At 52.1% G+C, this 17,962-nt stretch carries 15 protein-coding genes; 10 read left to right on the forward strand and 5 right to left on the reverse strand.

From position 1 onward, the window contains the following. Positions 1-67 precede the first annotated feature (67 nt). From HH215_RS33725 to recQ, 5 genes are all read left to right on the forward strand, one after another. Positions 68-334, forward strand: a complete 267-nt coding sequence (locus tag HH215_RS33725) for a metal-sensitive transcriptional regulator (RefSeq protein WP_169283900.1) — start codon at positions 68-70, stop codon at positions 332-334. Between the two features lie 261 nt (positions 335-595). Further along, positions 596-1,768: a BMP family ABC transporter substrate-binding protein gene (locus HH215_RS33730; protein WP_169283901.1), complete on the forward strand. Its 1,173-nt coding sequence runs from the start codon at positions 596-598 to the stop codon at positions 1,766-1,768. Positions 1,769-1,784: 16 nt separating this feature from the next. Then, a complete protein-coding gene (locus HH215_RS33735; protein WP_169283902.1) occupies positions 1,785-2,771 on the forward strand; it encodes an aromatic ring-hydroxylating dioxygenase subunit alpha in 987 nt (328 codons plus the stop codon). Positions 2,772-3,014: 243 nt separating this feature from the next. Beyond that, positions 3,015-5,372 (forward strand): RNA polymerase recycling motor HelD, encoded by a 2,358-nt coding sequence (helD, locus tag HH215_RS33740; protein ID WP_169283903.1) that lies wholly within the window; start codon positions 3,015-3,017, stop codon positions 5,370-5,372. After that, positions 5,369-7,189: a DNA helicase RecQ gene (recQ, locus tag HH215_RS33745; protein WP_169283904.1), complete on the forward strand. Its 1,821-nt coding sequence runs from the start codon at positions 5,369-5,371 to the stop codon at positions 7,187-7,189. Before helD ends, recQ begins: the two co-directional genes overlap by 4 nt. 532 nt (positions 7,190-7,721) lie before the next feature. On the opposite strand, the gene HH215_RS33750 is transcribed toward recQ, so the two are convergent. The 4 genes from HH215_RS33750 to uraA form a co-directional block, all read right to left on the reverse strand. Next, a complete protein-coding gene (locus HH215_RS33750; RefSeq protein ID WP_169283905.1) occupies positions 7,722-8,330 on the reverse strand; it encodes a 3'-5' exonuclease in 609 nt (202 codons plus the stop codon). A 20-nt stretch (positions 8,331-8,350) separates the two neighbouring features. Continuing rightward, entirely contained in the window at positions 8,351-9,331 is a 981-nt protein-coding gene (locus tag HH215_RS33755) for a TIGR03943 family putative permease subunit (protein ID WP_169283906.1), read from the reverse strand. Then, positions 9,331-10,215 (reverse strand): permease, encoded by an 885-nt coding sequence (locus HH215_RS33760; protein WP_169284701.1) that lies wholly within the window; start codon positions 10,213-10,215, stop codon positions 9,331-9,333. The genes HH215_RS33755 and HH215_RS33760 overlap by 1 nt, the downstream gene beginning before the upstream one ends. A 200-nt stretch (positions 10,216-10,415) precedes the next feature. Beyond that, positions 10,416-11,717, reverse strand: a complete 1,302-nt coding sequence (gene uraA, locus HH215_RS33765; protein ID WP_169283907.1) for a uracil permease — start codon at positions 11,715-11,717, stop codon at positions 10,416-10,418. 211 nt (positions 11,718-11,928) lie between these two features. Between uraA and HH215_RS33770 the strand changes: the two genes are divergently transcribed. Next, the gene (locus tag HH215_RS33770) at positions 11,929-12,570 is read left to right on the forward strand and encodes a hypothetical protein (protein ID WP_169283908.1); all 642 of its coding nucleotides are present in this window, start codon (positions 11,929-11,931) and stop codon (positions 12,568-12,570) included. Positions 12,571-12,768: 198 nt separating this feature from the next. Then, entirely contained in the window at positions 12,769-14,190 is a 1,422-nt protein-coding gene (locus HH215_RS33775; protein ID WP_169283909.1) for a SulP family inorganic anion transporter, read from the forward strand. 13 nt (positions 14,191-14,203) lie between these two features. Here HH215_RS33775 and HH215_RS33780 read toward each other — a convergent pair whose 3' ends face one another. Then, positions 14,204-15,046 (reverse strand): AraC family transcriptional regulator, encoded by an 843-nt coding sequence (locus HH215_RS33780; RefSeq protein WP_169283910.1) that lies wholly within the window; start codon positions 15,044-15,046, stop codon positions 14,204-14,206. A 322-nt stretch (positions 15,047-15,368) separates the two neighbouring features. Here HH215_RS33780 and HH215_RS33785 point away from each other — a divergent pair, with 322 nt between their 5' ends. The 3 genes from HH215_RS33785 to HH215_RS33795 are packed head-to-tail and all read left to right on the forward strand — an operon-like array spanning position 15,369 to position 17,738. Further along, a complete protein-coding gene (locus HH215_RS33785) occupies positions 15,369-15,623 on the forward strand; it encodes a FeoA family protein (protein WP_169283911.1) in 255 nt (84 codons plus the stop codon). Beyond that, a complete protein-coding gene (locus tag HH215_RS33790) occupies positions 15,620-16,354 on the forward strand; it encodes a FeoB small GTPase domain-containing protein (RefSeq protein ID WP_169283912.1) in 735 nt (244 codons plus the stop codon). Before HH215_RS33785 ends, HH215_RS33790 begins: the two co-directional genes overlap by 4 nt. Next, positions 16,332-17,738 carry a nucleoside recognition domain-containing protein gene (locus HH215_RS33795; RefSeq protein ID WP_169283913.1) on the forward strand — a complete coding sequence of 469 codons (1,407 nt, stop codon included), beginning with the start codon at positions 16,332-16,334 and terminating at the stop codon, positions 17,736-17,738. The genes HH215_RS33790 and HH215_RS33795 overlap by 23 nt, the downstream gene beginning before the upstream one ends. The last annotated feature ends 224 nt before the right edge of the window (positions 17,739-17,962 follow it).

Here is a 17,962-nt window from a genome sequence, read left to right on the forward strand (position 1 = left end):
GCTTTATTTTTTGGACTATAATATACCCGTACAGGTATATCGAACTGAGTCGAGGAGGCATAAAGCTATGGCATACGAATACAACGATGATCTCAAAGTGAGACTGAGACGGCTGGAGGGGCAGGTTCGCGGAGTTCTTCGCTTGATGGAGGAGAGGAAAAACTGCAAGGATGTCATTACCCAACTGTCGGCCGTGCGCAGCGCGGCGGATAAAGCGATCGCCACCATCGTCGCCGAAAATTTAGAGCAGTGCATTCTGGAGGAACAAGCGGCGGGCGGAGATACGAAGAAGATCGTGAAGGAAGCGATCGAACTATTGGTGAAGAGCCGTTAATCGTGGTGATTTTGCGCAGTCATGGATTCGATAAGACCGGGGATTTTCATCCTTGGTCTTTTTTTAGTTGAGCCGATTTCTGTAACGGAATTGGAATAATGAACATCATTTTTGTTTTTTTCACAAAATTATGTAAGTTAAATTGACGTATATATGACGTAAATATATATTCCATATAAGAATAATAGTCGAAATCAGCCCATGATATCGGTTGGGTAGAGCGACGTAGAGAAATCACAAGGATAGAGAGGAGAAATGCATATGTTAAAAAAGGGTTGGTTACTCGTTCTATCTGTATTCATGGTGCTTGCGGTCGCTTGTTCCAATAAGGAGGAGGCTTCACCTTCAGCCAGCTCGAGCGAAGCTGCGTCGAGCGAACCGGCGGCAAGCAGCGCCTCGGCTTCGCCAGCAGCCTCTCCATCGGCTTCGGCTTCGGAGAAACCGTTGCCGAAGGTCGCGTTCGTCTATATCGGAGTACCCGGAGACGGGGGTTGGACCTATCAGCACGATCTCGGCCGCTTGGAGATGGAAAAAGAGTTCGGAATTCAATCGACGGTCGTGGAGAACGTTCCCGAAGGGCCGGATGCGGAGCGGGTTTTCGAGAATCTGGCTCAAGAGAACGACATTATTATCGGGACCAGCTTCGGCTATATGGATTCGATGGTCGCCGTTGCCGCGAAGCACCCGAATAAAATTTTCCTCCATAATACCGGGTACAAGACCGCCGATAATTTAGGCACCTACATGGGGCGCGAGTATCAGAGCGGATACCTTGTCGGCATGACCGCGGGGAAAATGACGAAGAACAAAAAAATCGGTTACGTCGCGGCATTCCCGATTCCGGAAGTGATCTACACGATAAATGCATTTACATTGGGCGCGCAAAGCGTAAACCCTGATATCGAGGTGTCCGTCGTTTGGAGCAACACTTGGTATGATCCGGCGGTAGAACGCCAAGCGGCCGTAAGCTTGCTGGATAAAGGCGTTGACGTGTTAGCCGCTTACCAGGATTCGCCCGCTAGCATCCAAGCCGCAGGAGAGAAGAACGTATGGGGAATCGGAAACGATTCGGACATGAGCAAATACGCGCCGGAGACGTATTTAACGAACCCGGTTTGGGATTGGGGTCCTTATTACATCGATACGGTTAAGAAGTATATGGACGGGACATGGAAAAGCGAAGCATACTGGGGCCATATGAACACGGGAATTACCGATATCGCTCCGTTCGGCAAGAACGTTCCGCAGGACGTTCGCGATCTGGTCGAAGCGAAGAAGAAGGAAATCGTCGACGGAACGTTCGAAGTGTTCACTGGACCGATTACCGATCAAGCCGGCAAAGTCCACGGAGAAGCGGGCAAACCGCTCGCGGATGAAGAGGTTCTCTCGACGAACTGGTTCGTGAAGGGCGTTACCGGTACGATTCCGCAATAACGAAAGGAAGATCGCGATGATAGACGATTTGTCTCCCGAATTGCTGGACGAATGGTATCCGGCCTTACTTTCTACTGAACTGCTAGACAAACCGGTTCCGGCTACGCTGCTCGGGAAACAAATCGTTTTCTTCAGAACGAGCGCGGGCGTGCATGCTTTCAAGGATCTATGCATTCATCGGGGAGTTCCGCTTTCCTTGGGCCGAGTGGAGAACGATGAACTGATATGCGCCTATCACGGGTGGAGGTATGACGGATGCGGGAATTGCGTGAGGATTCCTTCCCTGCCGGCGGAACGAGCAATTCCCGACAAGGCCAAAGCTAACGCTTACGCGTGCATCGAACGGTACGGACTCGTTTGGGTAAGCTTGGGGACTCCTAAGGGAAGCGAGCCTTTCTTTTTCCGGAATTTACGTCAACAAGATAACAAAGTCGTCCTTATGGGGCCATACGAGCTTGCCGCGGCAGGTCCGCGCATCGTGGAAAACTTCCTGGACGTCTCGCATCTGATGTTCGTTCATGAAGGGCTGCTCGGAGACAGCCGGTTTCCGGAAATTCCGGACTACAGGGTTAACGAGGACGATCAAGGTCATCTTCGCACCGACGAGATCGTCGTATTCCAGCCGGATGCGGACGGTCGGGGCACGAGCATGGATAGTCATTATATCTATGAAGTATACGGGCCGTTCACGGCTGCTCTGATCAAGAGCAATCCGGATAACGGCGAGAGATTTCATCTGTTCTTGATGGTGCAGCCGATTACGGAACAGGGAAGCAGGGCATACATGCTTAAGGCGAGGAATTACGATATAGAAGCTCCCGACGATGCTTTTATTGCCTTTCAGAATACTTTGATCGAGCAGGATCGGGTGATGGTGGAAAATCAGAAACCCGAACTGTTGCCGCTTGATCTGCAGGCGGAGCTGCATCTGAAATGCGATCGGATGAGCATCGCATATCGGCAAAGGCTGAAATTTTGGGGAGTTACGTTCGGAACGGCATAATGGTCGGCGCTAGACAGAAATGGCGACGTTGGGGAGTTTATCCCCGCGTCGCCATTTTTCGATTCCGGTCATTCGCCTCATTTTCAAACGGATGGGCGGGGGAAAACCTCCCGACTTAACTTGCGGGACATCCTCATTTCTATGTAACGAATCGGTAAGCGATTTTTCCGATGTAAGGTTGCACTCGGTTGATGAGCGTGATACAACATAGAATACGAAGGTTTTACTTGGGAGTTGAGGAATGTGGTAAACGAGCCGAATTCGCCTCGCGACGAGGAAGAGAAGCGGTTGTTGGTCGTGCTGGAGCAGGTGAGCAGGCGGATGCGCAAGGAGCTGGCGCTGCTCGGAGACCGGCGCGAAGACGTTGTCGGAATACGCCAAGAGTTCTGGGACGACGTAAGAATGAACTTCTCCGATTCGACCGAAGTCGGCGAGACTTGGAGCAGTATCGTTCAGCAAGCCGAACTGCTAGCGGAACGGGAACGTAGCCATAGGGTAGCTTCGGAAGCCGTCGAACGGTTGACGAAGCAGTTCGATTCGCCGTATTTCGCGCGAATCGATTTTGCTGAGAAGGGTTACGATGCCGAAGTCATCTATATCGGGCGCGCGTCTCTCGTAGGGGAAGACGGGGAGACTTTCTACGTTTACGATTGGCGTGCGCCCGTGTCCAGTTTATTTTACGATCATGAGCCAGGTCCCGCTACTTACCGGGTTCCGGATGGGGAAATGATCGGAGAATTGCTGCTCAAGCGACAGTTCGTCATTCGCGGCGGTCAGATGAAGTTCATGTTCGACACGTCCGAGACGGTCGGAGACGAAATTTTGCAGGCCGTACTGTCGGAAGGCTCGGATACGTCGATGAAGAGCATCGTTGCCACCATTCAGAAGGAGCAAAACGGGATTATTAGGGACGAGAAGCACAAATTGCTTGTCGTTCAGGGTGCCGCAGGCAGCGGAAAGACGTCCGCGGCTTTGCAGAGAATCGCGTATTTGCTGTATCGGTACCGGGAGTCGCTTGCTCCGGATCAGATCATTTTATTTTCCCCGAATCCGGTATTCAAGGGGTACATCTCTCGCGTATTGCCGGACTTGGGTGAAGCGAATATGCGGCAGATGACGTTCAGGGAATTGATCGAAGCCCGGTTAGGTCGCAGGTTCGAGGTGGAAGATCTGTTCTCGCAGACGGAAGCGTTGGCGGCGGACGATGGAAGCCCGGCCGGTGAGAGCAGGGAGCGATCGGTAAGATATAAGGGTTCGGAGCATTTTTTCGTCACGGTAGAAAATTATTTGAAACGGTTGGAGCAAGAGGGCGTCCGTTTCCATCCTCTAAGATTTCGCAGCATGACGATCGCGTCGGCGGAAGAGATGTCCGAGCGATTTTACGGCATTCAAGCTTCCGACGGATTCGGCACCCGCGCGGCGGGCGTTCGGCGGTGGTTGCTTGAACGGCTCCAATCCTGGGTGGATTCCCAGATGGATGAGGCTTGGGTGGAGGAGGCGGCCGAATCGGCCAGCTCCGAGGATATACAGCGCGCTTACGTCGAGGTTCGCCGGAGCGGCGGGTTTCATGACGAGGCTTTCGAAGACGAGGACCATATGAGCGCCATTATTCGAAGGCGCGTCGCGGAGAATGCCGTTGCTCCGCTGGTGAAAGCGGTTCGGAACTATCGCTTCCTGGATGCCGTCGCGACATATCGGGAACTGTTCGAGAGCCGTTCGCTGTTTGCGGCGTGCGCCCCCGACGGCAAGCTGCCGCTCGGTTGGGAATGGATGCTGCAACGCGCGGAGGAGACGTTCGGGCGCAAGCTCGTCGATCATGAAGACGCGACTCCGCTCATGTACGTTTCGGAAGCTTTGGAAGGTTTTCGGAGAGTGGAAGGCGATATTCTTCACGTGTTCGTGGACGAAGCGCAGGATTATTCCCCTTTCCAAGCGGCCTATCTTCGTAGGCGTTACCCGCGCGCTCGAATGACCGTGCTTGGGGACTTTAACCAAGCGATCTACCTTCAGTCGCAGGATAGCGGCGGGTTCGGCGGATGGATTCGGTTGATGTCGCCGGAAGTTACATCCGTGCTAAGATTGACGACCAGCTATCGATCCACGGAACAGATCGTGGATTTTACCAAAGCCATTCTGACAGCCGAAGACGCCAAGGGCATTACTCCTTTTAACCGAAAGGGAGAACCGCCGAAGGTTGTTGCCTGTAAAGACGGCGGACAGTTAGGGGAAAAGATCGCGGCGGACATCGAAGATTTGCTGGGGAAAGGCTATGGAACGATCGGCGTCATCACGAAGACGGCGCACGAAACCGGCAACGCGTCGGCAGTTCTGAAGGAGCTTCTGCCGAACGACGTTTCGATTGCGCTCGTCACGGGCGGTTCCGCGGAGCTTCCTAGAGGCGTGTCGGTGTTGCCGTCCTATTTGGCCAAAGGCATCGAGTTCGACGCCGTCCTCGTATGGGATGCTTCGGACGATCTTTACGGCAAGGATAAGGATCGGAAGCTGCTTTATACGGTTTGTACCCGCGCGCTTCATGTTCTGCACGTTTATCATACCGGAGAAGCTTCACCTTGGCTTCCGAGACAGGGAGGCCGAAAATGAATCCAGCGGCAATTGATGCATTACGAACGTACTACGGGTATGACCGCTTTCGCGCGGGACAGTCGACGTTGATCGAAGCCATATTGGACGGCAAAGACGTGCTCGGCATTATGCCGACGGGAGCGGGAAAGTCGATCTGTTATCAGATACCGGCGATCTTGCTTCCGGGGGTGACGTTGGTCATTTCCCCGTTGATTTCCCTCATGAAGGATCAAGTCGATTCTTTGAACACGGCGGGCATCGAAGCTACTTATATCAATAGCTCGCTCTCCGTGAAAGAGACGAACGAGAGAATGCGGGACGTGGCGGCCGGTCATTACAAGCTGCTGTACGTAGCGCCGGAAAGGTTGGAATCCGAGTATTTCCGGGAGCTTATCCGAGGGTTGGAAGTGCCGCTGATCGCGGTGGACGAGGCGCACTGCGTATCCCAGTGGGGACATGATTTCCGTCCGAGCTATATGACGATCGTGCGGTTGCTGCGGGATATCGAGCCGCGCCCGGTAATGGCGGCGTTCACGGCGACCGCGACGGACGTCGTCAAGGAAGATATCGTGGAGCGGCTTAAACTGCGCGAACCGGCAAGGGTGACGACGGGTTACGCCCGGAGCAATCTGGCGATGTCGGTCGTCCGCAATGCGGACAAGCGGGATTATGTCGCTAGATACGTGAAGGAGCATTCGGACCAAGCCGGGATTATTTATGCCTCGACCCGTCGAGAGGTGGAGAGCGTCTACTCGTTCGTTCATTCGCTAGGCGTACCGGTCGGCAAATATCATGCCGGACTAAGCGAAGAGGACCGCGCGCGTACTCAGGATGCTTTTCAGCGGGACGATGTGCAAATTATCGTGGCGACGAACGCTTTCGGCATGGGGATCGACAAGTCGAACGTTCGCTTCGTTATCCATAACAATATGCCGAAAAACTTGGAAGCCTATTATCAGGAAGCGGGGCGCGCCGGACGCGACGGCGATCCGGGAGAGTGCGTGTTGTTATTTTCGCCTCAGGACGTCGTGACTCAAAAGTTTTTTATCGATCAAAGCGAGGCAAGCGATGAGAGAAAACGGAACGATTATCGTTTGTTGAACGATATGGTGCAATATTCGCATACGGGAGATTGCCTACAGCTGACGATCGTCCGATATTTCGGCGAGGAGAACGGGGAACCATGCGGGACTTGCGCCAATTGCACCGATACGCGTGAACAGAAAGACGTGACCGAGGATGCGAAGATGATTTTCGCCTGCATCTCGGAGATGAAGCAACGCTTCGGCGTTACGCTAACGGCCAAGGTGCTTCGGGGAGCTAACGACGCGAAGATCAGGCAGTTCAACTTCGATCGCCTAAGATCTTACGGCAGATTAAAGCATATGGCAGAGAAACCGCTCGTGCAGCTCATTCACGCGCTTGTGGCCGACGGATATTTGCGAATGTCGGATACCGCTTATCCGGTCGTTCAGTTAATGGAGCCTGTCCTAGAAGTCATGCGAGGAGAGTCTCGCGTGTATCACAAGGCAGAACCGGAAGCGCCTCCGGTATCGCGGACAAGCGGAAGATCCGGTTCTTCCCGCAGCGGCGGCTCTTCGGCGCCGGTGGCGAACGCGGAGTTGTTCAACGCCTTGCGCCAGCTTCGTAAGCGGATCGCCGATGGGGAAGGGCTGCCGCCTTTCGTTATTTTCCACGATGCGACCCTTCGGGAGATGTGCGAGGCGATGCCTGCAAACGAGAGAGCGATGCGTTCGGTTAAAGGCGTCGGAGCGGCTAAATACGAGAAGTATGGACAAGCGTTTTTGGATCTCATTAGACATCATTCGGATTGATAACGGGGGCAGTCTATCGGTGTATTTCGCTTGGGCTTGGGCCGCTAAAAGTACGGATCCCCTATCAAAGTACCTCTTGGTTCGTCGATTGGGCTTATAGTGCCAGAATATGATACTATGATGCCTCCATCGATTAACCAAACCTGCTCTCATAGTCGGAAAAAGCGACTATGGCGAGGCAAAACTACCCAACCCTGCTCTCATAGTTGGAAAAAGCGACTATGGCGAGGCAAAACTACCCAACCCTGCTCTCATAGTCGGAAAAAGCGACTATGGCAAGGCAAAACTACCCAAACCTGCTCTCATAGTCGGAAAAAGCGACTATGGGAGGCAACCAACCCCACCCTGCTCTCATAGTCGGAAAAAGCGACGATGGCGAGGCAAACCCACCCAATCCCGCTTTCATTGTCGCAAAACGTGACAATAAGAGCGGGATTGGGTGTGCGGGTCTCTAAATCCGCCCGGAGAGCCGAATTGGTTCTTTTCGCGGATTCCCGCCTATTTATGTATCCATGCTCCATTGCCCTCGCTGCTATGCGTACTTGATCTCGATCGGTACGAGACTCGCCTGCTCGGGACGCCACTTGGGCATGCCGAATTTCTTCATGTAACCGAGCACGTTCAGATCGTTTTCCACGCTTTGCTCCGCGTTCATTCTCTCAAGCAGCTTCCAGCAGGCGATGACATCGTTAAGGGAACGATGCGCGCCTTCCAAGACGATGCCGTAGCGATCGCACATTTCTTTCAGGTTATGCGGATATGTATGACGTGCCCGGGATATCGTGAGCGTGTCCAGAAATGAATTGTTGAACGACCGTTTCGCGAAGCGATGCAACGCGTGATGGAGGAAGCTCAAGTCGAACATGGCGTTATGGGCGACGAGAATACTATCTCCGATAATTCGGTTGAGGATGCGAAAGGCCGTTTCCTCGTCCATCCCATGTACCAAATCCGCGGACGTAATCCCGGTAATCTCCGTAATTTTCGGCGGCAGCGCGCCTTCGAACCGGACCAGCGTCTGAAATTGGCTAACGATTTCTCCACCATAGCAACGGATAGCCGCTATTTCGATGACGCGGTCGCGGGCCGGGTCCAGTCCGCTGGTCTCGAAGTCCAGCACGGTAATATTGTCCAGCTTCATGCCTGTTTCTCCTTCGATAGTTAGTAGATTCGATAAACGTAAGGGTCTTCGGGTGCAGGTATCGGCTTCCAGGAAGTAACCTTTAGCACGGGAATCTTCTGTTTGAACGGTTGATAGAGCTCAGATGTCAGTGTGCCGGTCACGTGTACCCAATCGTCGTTTTCCAGATCCGTCCCTTTCGGAAAATCGACCAGCATCCCGAACACGCCAGAATCAGCCGCGCAGTGGATGAAGCCGAATCGGAAAACGAAGTAATGATCCCCGTCCACTTGCTCGCCTTTGTAAGCGAAACCGTTGAACGATATCTTTCTCCCCATGAAGTTGCCGGGGAAATTATAGATGACTTCCATTCCTTTCATGTACGTTTGATCGTTCAACTCGATCTCGCGAAGGTTTAGGAAATCAGCAAGTTCTTTATTCTTAATCGTTTCATACCCTTCTTTGCCATAGAAGACGCTGGAATCCGGTTTAAGGAATTGATGCTGGCCCGGATTTTTGTCCGACATCGTGCCTTCCGCCGAAGGAAAGGAGAAGCCTTTGGCTTTCACGAAGCTCGAGTCGAGCGTCTGTACCGGCAGGAAGATCCCCGTGAATATCGGGAAACTCAGGATCAAATATCCGATCGTCCGTTTCCATCGAGAAGGCGATTCGTGGGTGTGGCCGAAAGGGCTGTCATGCGCATGCTCGTGCTCGTGGGTGTGTCCATGATCGGGATGCTCTTCATTGTGATCATGATTGTGATCATGATCGTGCGTATGTCCGGATTCGAGATCATGCCGTTCCTGTTCAAGCTTCCGCTCGGCGGCTTCCGTTCTTCTTTTCTCCGCTTGCTCCAGCCGATACATTCTCGCTACCTCGACAATGCAGAGCAACGATAGAATAACGATCGCGGTGATGGAGAGGTAAGCGTACTTCGTATTTATGTATTTGTTGAGCTGATCTTGGTAGTGTATGAGCGAGAACATGAACGCGAAGCCGAACAGAATATAAAAGCGAATCATCAAATAATCCTCCCTACGATCAAGGATCCGGTCAGCGTAAATACGGAGACTAGCGCAATGAGCGCGAGAACGAACTTACCCCGGAACGTTCCTAGCAGCATTAAGGTATTTTTGATATCGATCATCGGACCGAAGACGAGAAATGCGGACAAAGCGCCCATCGAGAAGGTGCTTCGGAAAGAAGAAGCGATGAAAGCATCCGCTTCGGAGCAGAGCGACATCGTAAAGGCAAGTCCCATCATGACCAGGGAAGCCGTCAGCGGATTGTTGCCTAACTGAAGCAAAGACGATGTCGGGATGAACGTTTGCATGCATGCCGCGATGAAAGCTCCGAGCACCAAATATTTGCCAACGGAGAAAAATTCGTCTACGGCATGAGAGAGCACGTGGCCGATTCGCGGGAAGATCGGCTGCTTGACGGATTTGACTAACGGTTGCTCCGATGTGGCGGCGACTTGTTGCCCGTAATTCTTAAGCGGCATCACCGGAAATAATAGCGCAATGGTCATCGAAACGGCCAATGCCACCGCGAAAGCCATGCCTGCGCGGATGGCCACGACTCTCCAATCGTTGCCGAACGCGATATATGTAGAGAATAGGACGATCGGATTAATGATCGGTCCCGTAAGCATGAAGGCGATTCCCGCGTTAAGCGGAACGCCTTTGCCCAACAGTCGGCGAGTGATAGGCACGATCCCGCATTCGCATGACGGAAACAGAATTCCGACGCTGCAGCCGAATAAGGAAGCAAGGAAACGATTTCGGGGCATAATCCGGGCAATCCAACGTTCGGTGATAAAGGATTGGATGAGCCCAGAGATTAACACGCCGATGAGAACGAACGGGATCGCTTCCATGATCATGCTTAAGAATATGGTGTTCATTTGTAAAAATGTCGTCAAGGTACACCTTCTGAATATAATAGAGTAGTAGCGATGAACCTAGATTAACATATCGCGTCTATGAAAACCTTAATTTTTTGATGCGATTCCTATAGAACAGAACTGCCGCAGCATAAAGAAAACTCCCGCAAGCGAACGAAGTCGTTCGCTTGCGGGAGTTTCTTTACGTTTGAGCAGCATGTTTATTTCTTAGGTTCAGCGTCTTCCTTGTCGTTGGACAGCCGCGTGATCTCGAACAGCTTGAACAACAGACTGAATACGATCGCGACGACGGTGGCGAGAGCCATACCCGACATCTCGAAATTGCCCGACGAGATTTTGACTCCGCTCAGGCCCGTAACGAGTACGATCGTGGTCAGGAACAGGTTCGTCGGCTTGCCGTAATCGACTTTAGATTCTACGAGCATCCGCAAGCCGGAAGCCGCGATGACGCCGAATAGCAGTAACGAGATACCGCCCATGACCGGAACCGGAATATGGGAGACGAGAGACGAGAATTTGCCGAGGAACGACAGCAAGATCGCGAATACGGCGGCGCCGCCGATGACGAACGTCGAGTACACGCGTGTGATCGCGAGCACGCCGATATTCTCGCCGTAGGTCGTATTCGGCGTGGAACCGACGAAACCGGAGATCATCGTCGAGATGCCGTTGCCGAGCAAGGAACGATGAAGACCGGGATCCTTGGACAAATCTTTATCCACGATATTGCCTGTGACGATGAGATGCCCGATATGCTCAACGATAACGACGAGCGCTGCCGGAACGATGACCAAGATAGCCGTCCATTCGAATGCGGGAGTCGTAAACGTCGGAGTGTCGAACCAATCCACTTGATCCAGGAACCCGAATTTGATCATTCCCATCAGATAAGCGAGCACGTAACCGAAAATGATTCCGATCAGAATCGGAATGATCCGCATAAATCCGCGGAATAGCACGTTGCCCAATATCGTAACGAGCATCGTCGAGATCGACAGAATGACCGTATTCGTATCCATTTTCCAGTCGGCGACGTCACCCGGGTTAATCCAACCTGCCATTCGCGCCGCAACCGGAATGAGCTCGAGGCCGATAACGGCAACGATTGCGCCCATGGCCGCGGGAGGGAAGACGACGTTAATCCAGCCGGTGCCGGCGTATTGGATGATAATCGCAAGCAAGGTGAAGATCAATCCCGCGATAATGAAGCCTCCGAGCGCGGCGGCATAGCCGTCTCCGTCGGAGGCATACGTGCCGATTACCGCGCCGGCCGGAGCGATGAAGGCGAAGCTGGAGCCGAGGTAGGCGGGTATTTTTCCTTTGCAAATCCAGAGATAGAGCAGCGTGCCGATCCCGTTCATGAGCAAGCAAACGGCAGGATCGACGTGAAGCAGGTTCGGTACGAGCACCGTCGAGCCGAACATGGCGAACAAATGCTGCAGGCTTAGCGTAAGGCTAAGTCCAAGGGGGGGTCTCTCGTGTACCCCGATTTCACGTCTCATAGCTTCTTTTTCCTCCACAAAGTCATTGATCTTGTACGACAATTTCCTTGTTGATTCTACAAAGGAGTTCATGGTTTTGGCAAGCGCTTTCTCAGAAAAAAGAAATATTGACTCCAAGCTCGCATGATGATACAGTTGCTACTGCTCTTTCGCTCGTTATGGGATATAATAAGGGACAGCGAGCTTTTTATAGTCATGAGGAGGATTTACCTTGAACCAAACGATTACGATCAATAAAAAAGACGTGGCGGTCACCTTCACCAACTATTACGATTCCGAGTTGGGCGAGTTTTTGTTCAAACAGGTGATGTGCGACGTGTATATGCCGGGCAACGAAGTGGTTCCTATCGATATCGAGAAGCAGCAGATCAAGCGCGTGATCGAGGGCTTCAAGAAGCGCAAAGAACTATACGACGAGATTCCCAAGGAAAATATCAAAGGTAAATCCTACTATATTATTAATTCGAGAATGCGCTACGATCTCGACTGGATGAAGGGCAATAAGCCCGAGAGACCGATGTCGCTGAAGGAAGCCGAACAGTTGAAGGCGGACGAAGCCCGGGGAATCAAACGTCCCGCGAAAATCGAGCCCGAGGAAGCGCCGGAACCGGTTGAGTCGATCGTCGCGGAACCTAAAGCGCCGGAGTATAAGGACAGTCGCCGGAAATTTCTGCTGTCCAAAGGATTCAAGATCAACCTCGTTACGAACAATTGGGAGATTAAAGATATCCGATTCCCCGATTCCAAGATCGATAAATCTCCTTCGGACGCGGAGTTCGAGGAAGGCATGAACCGTTTGCTGGAAGCTTCGTATCAGAATCATCTGAAACGGAGATCCAAGCCTAAAGCCTAATCCTAACGCTAATCCCGATAGGACCGTAAACAGGAATGAACCGTTTCTCTTAGCCGACTAAGAGCAGCGGTTTTTATTTTTTCCTATTGGCGCAAGGAACTCAAGGACACAAGGGACATCCTGGCAGGGTAGACGCCTCCGGCGATTCAAGGTATCATCAACAAGTGCGCTTGAGCAATCGCAGAAGGAGTTTCGAACATGTTGCAACGATTAAAAACGACTTGGTTTTCAAACATAAGAGCGGACGTATTGGCCGGGATTACGACGGTTCTGGCATTGATTCCGGATTCGCTTGCTTTCGCATTCATTGCGGGCGTTAATCCGATGGTAAGCATTTATTCGACGATATGCATTCTTGTTCTCATCTCGATATTCGGAGGCAGACCGGCAATGGTCTCGTCCACGGCCGGATCGATGGCGGTATTGATGACCGCGCTCGTCGCCCAGCATGGGGTGGAGTACCTATTCGCGGCAACGATTCTCACGGGAATTATTCAGCTCGCGATGGGGCTGTTCAAGCTAGGCAGATGGATGAGTTTCGTGCCGCATTCGGTCATAACGGGATTCATTAATTCCCTGGCGATCCTCATTTTTATTTCGCAGCTTCGATATTTCGAAGGCCAATCGTGGCTGATGTATGCGATGGTTCTCGCGACGCTGGCAATCATCTATATTTTGCCTAAATTTACTAAGGCGATACCTTCTCCCCTCGTAGCGGTTGGCTTCATGACCCTTATCGTCGTTTTCATGCATATGAACCTGAATACGGTTGGAGACTTGGCGACCATAGAGCCGACGATTCCGTTCCTGCATATCCCGAGCATCCCGTTTACGTTGGAGACGTTGTGGATTTTGTTGCCGACCGCATTCTCGCTAGCAATCGTGGGCTACTCGGAAACGCTTCTTACCCAAACGATCATCGACGAGCTGACGGAAGAGAAGACGAGCAAGGACAAGGAAATGAAGGGACAGGGGATCGCGAACACGGTTACGGGTTTCTTCGGAGGCATGGCGGGGTGCGCGCTGATCGCGGAATCGGCGATCAACGTCAAGGTCGGAGGAAGAGGAAGATTATCTACGTTAGTCGCCGGTATCGTTCTGTTCGTGCTCGTGTTCGTGCTGGACGACGTGCTGAACAGCATTCCGATCGCGGCGCTTGTAGGCGTCATGATGATGGTGTGCATCGAAATATTCGATTGGAGTTACTTCCGCGATATTCGCGGTAAGCCGCTCGCGCATACGCTAATCATGCTTACGACCGTAGCGATCGTACTCGTTACGCACGATCTGGCCATCGGCGTCATCGCCGGCGTCGTTCTAAGCGTTCTTGTATACGCCTATCGATCGGCAACCCAGCTTCACGTTCACGAAGAAACGAACGGGGACGAAAAAATATATCGCGTGCGGGGGCAACTGTTCTTCGTCTCGAGCGATACGTTGCTCGACCGAATCGACTTTAACGACGCTTCGGAGAACGTATGCCTCGATCTTACCGCTGCCCACGTATGGGATCATACGGCTGCGAAAACACTGGACAAGATCGTCGTACGGTTACAGGGCAAAGGGAAATCAGTGCGCGTATTGCGACAAGCCGGCGAGCCGTCATCGAAGACGGCTTAATCCATGCCCTCTACTATGTTCGATACCGTGCTTGAATGCGGTATTCCGTCGGGCTGCAGCTGCTTTCCTTGCGGAATGCTTTGGCGAAATGAGTCGTATCCGGATACCCGACCCGTTCCGCGACTTCTTTAACCGTAAGCGAAGTCGAGCCGAGCAGCTCCTTCGCTTTTTGCATTCTTTTGCGATTCAAGTATTTAAGCGGCGATACGCCGAAATGCTTGTTGAAATAACGGACGACGTAATTCGGATGAAGATGAATCGATTTGGCGATCTGCTCCAGCGTAACGGGCTCGGACAGATGATCTCCGACGAATTGTTCGATCCGGTTTAATCGTTCCATATCCGCGAGCCGTCCCGTCACGACGCGGATGTTGCCCTCCGCTTCCGTAAGGAAGACGGCAATGATCTCGAGCAGCACGGCTTTCTCGCGAATGCGCGAGATGAAAGCCTCGCTCATATGCAGCTCCGCGAGTTCTTGAAATAATCCCGTTAGCTGCTCGTTATTCCGGATATCGACGCAATAAGGGACGTCCAGCCATTGGAACAAATCCAACTCCCCCACCGAAGCGGTAAAATGGCACCAATATTTACGATAAGTGTTATCGTTGACGACGGAATAGGATTGTTCGACGTGAGCGGGCATTAAGCAAAGTTGACCGGGAAGAGGAGAATATTCCTTGCCGTTAATTTTTAACCAGCCTTCGCCTTCGCGGATCCAGTAAAACTTGTTGTAAGCCGGTATGTAATCGAGTTCTTTCCATTCCGGCAAGCAGTGTGTGAAATGGGCTTCCACCGGATGAACTTGTAAGTTTAACAGCAGGTTGCTTATGAAAGCCGAGCCAGGATTAGGCTGCAACGCGATTCACCTCAACAAAGTTGACTTTATCCTTAAGCAAGCTATTGCTTGCCATTTGATTATAGCAAATGGTTGCCGGAATCGGATATCGTAATAGATGTAACAATTGCTTTCGCTTGAACCGGGTCTCGTAGTCATCATCTTCGTTTTTCTTGCGATCATAATCAGTCCTCCTGAATCTTTCCCTAGGGAAAGATTTTGTTGCTAAGGAAAGAAACCTGACCTATACTAATGCATAGAATATATACGGATGAGGCTCATTATTGCCTCGAAAGTTGCCCAAGGTAAACACTGTGTCTCTAGCGAAAGTGAGGGAACTCTGATGTCTATAGCTGAAAAACAGCTGTCCCAAGCCAAGACCGGAAGCGTCATCCGGCTAAGCCGAATTGAAGTTCAAGGCGTGTTGCGCAGAAGATTGCTCGATTTGGGCTTTGTGCCCGGAAATATCGTTGAAGTGCTGCAGACAAGTCCGCTGGGCGATCCGGTCGCATTCCGGGTAAATCATACTACGATTGCTTTGCGTAGGGAGGAAAGTTCCATGATATACGGGATTGATGAGGGAGGCCAAATGAAATGAAGCGATATACGGTCGCTTTGGCGGGCAATCCCAATACCGGGAAAAGCACGTTGTTCAATACGCTGACAGGGATGCGTCAGCATACGGGCAATTGGGCCGGCAAGACGGTGGATATGGCCGAGGGGGAGCTTGTGCACAAAGGCTCGATTTTTCGGATGATCGACTTGCCCGGAACGTATTCGTTGTATTCGAATTCTGCCGACGAGGAAGTGGCCAGAGATTATATCGTTTTTGAGCAGCCGGATGTTTCCATCGTTGTATTGGATGCAACCTCGCTGGAACGAAATTTGAATCTCGCGTTGCAGGTGCTGGAAATAACGAGCCGCGTCGTGGTGTGCATCAATCTGATCGATGAGGCTAACCGGCTCGGCATTGTAATCGACACTGCCCTGTTGAGCCAGAAGCTTGGCGTTCCTGTGGTAGCGATCTCCGCTCGCAGCAAGGTCGGAATCGATGATTTGCTCAATCAAATGGAGCAAATAGCCCACGGCTTCACAGAAACGAAGCCGCTGCAAATTGCATACGGCGACAGCATCGAGCGTAAAATTACCGAGCTTGAACCGCTTATTCGCGAACAACTGGGCGTCCGTTTCCCCACAAGATGGCTTGCGCTGCGGCTGCTGGACGGAGATCAAGGCTTGCTGGAATCGATCAAGGCAAGATTAAACGGGACAACTGGAGCCAAACCTAGACAGGAGGTCGTCGACTATGGCCGTACCGCTTGCCACTAATTCGCCGGACCCGCTGAATACACTGCTTAGCGCAGCCCAAAAAGCTGCAGACGGTCACAATATCCGCGACGGGATCGTTAGCGACATTTACCGCACAACGCGGGATATTTGTAATGCTGCCGTTCATTATGAGGATAAGCGCAAGCTGGCCGAGACCTACAGTCTGGACAAAATAGCTACTTCTAAAGTATGGGGCTTCCCGATCATGCTAGGGATTTTGGGCGTGGTGTTCTGGATTACGATCGCGGGGGCAAACTACCCTTCCGGCTGGCTCGCCAGCTTGTTCGGTATGGTTGAAAGTTATCTCACCGACGCCTTTCAAGCTATGCACGCGCCCGTTTGGCTGCACGGAGTGCTGGTTCTCGGTTTTTTTCGCGGTACCGCCTGGGTCGTCAGCGTTATGCTTCCACCGATGGCTATTTTCTTTCCTGTTTTCGCTTTGCTGGAAAACTTCGGGTATTTGCCGCGGGTTGCTTTCAATATGGATCGATTGTTCAAAAAATCGGGCGGTCATGGCAAGCAGGCGCTAACGATGTCCATGGGCTTCGGTTGCAATGCCGCTGCGATTTTGTCGACGCGGATAATTGAATCGCCTCGGGAACGAATGCTCGCGATTTTGACGAATAACTTCGTGCCGTGCAACGGCCGTTGGCCAACGTTAATTTTGCTCTCGACCCTGTTCATGGCAGTCGGTGCATCCGGCGGACTGCAAACTATCTCTACTGCGCTTGTCGTTATGGGTATGGTGTTATTCGGTATTGTGATCACTCTGATTGTGTCCTGGACGCTGTCCAAAACGGCGCTACGCGGCGTCCCGACTCACTATACGTTGGAGCTGCCGCCATACCGTCGCCCGCAAATCTGGAAAACGATTCTGCTTTCTTCGCGGGACAAATCGTTAAACGTGCTCACCCGCGCGGTGTTGATCGCTGCTCCGGCAGGAATCATCACCTGGATATTGGGCAATATTTTTGTTGGCGGCGACAGCGTATTGAATCATATGGCCGCCTTTTTTGACCCCTTCGCTCACCTAATCGGGCTGGACGGATTTATTTTGATGGCCTTCATTTTGGGGCTGCCGGCCAACGAGATCGTGCTGCCTATTTTATTGATGGGCTACTTGTCTTCCGGTGCACTGGTGGATGCGGCTGGACTTGACAATATTAAAGATGTCCTCCTGCAGCACGGCTGGACTTGGTTGACAGCTCTTAATATGATGCTGTTTTCGCTGCTGCATTACCCGTGTGGAACAACGCTTTTCAACATTTACAAGGAGACCAAGAGCTTGAAATGGGCCTTCCTTTCAGCCGCGATCCCACTGGCGATAGCATTAGCCGTCACTTTTGCGGTTGCGCAAGCGGCACGGGCGTTCGGCTGGGTATGAGTTGGCTGAAGTCATAGCGAACACCAAATGCGACGAAATATCAAAGACAACAAGTAAGAAGGAGTTATCCCGCTTTGTTCAGGGGAAAGCTCCTTCTTTTGCTGCTGCTTCGATTACGAGACTACGACTGAACCCATCCTTTTCCCGACGGCACAATGAAAAATTCCCGAGGAATTCCCGACATGATCAGGAAATATTCCCTTGTTAGAGGGATAAAAGGGATA

This window comes from Cohnella herbarum (genome assembly GCF_012849095.1).
Taxonomy (GTDB): Bacteria; Bacillota; Bacilli; order Paenibacillales; family Paenibacillaceae; genus Cohnella; species Cohnella herbarum.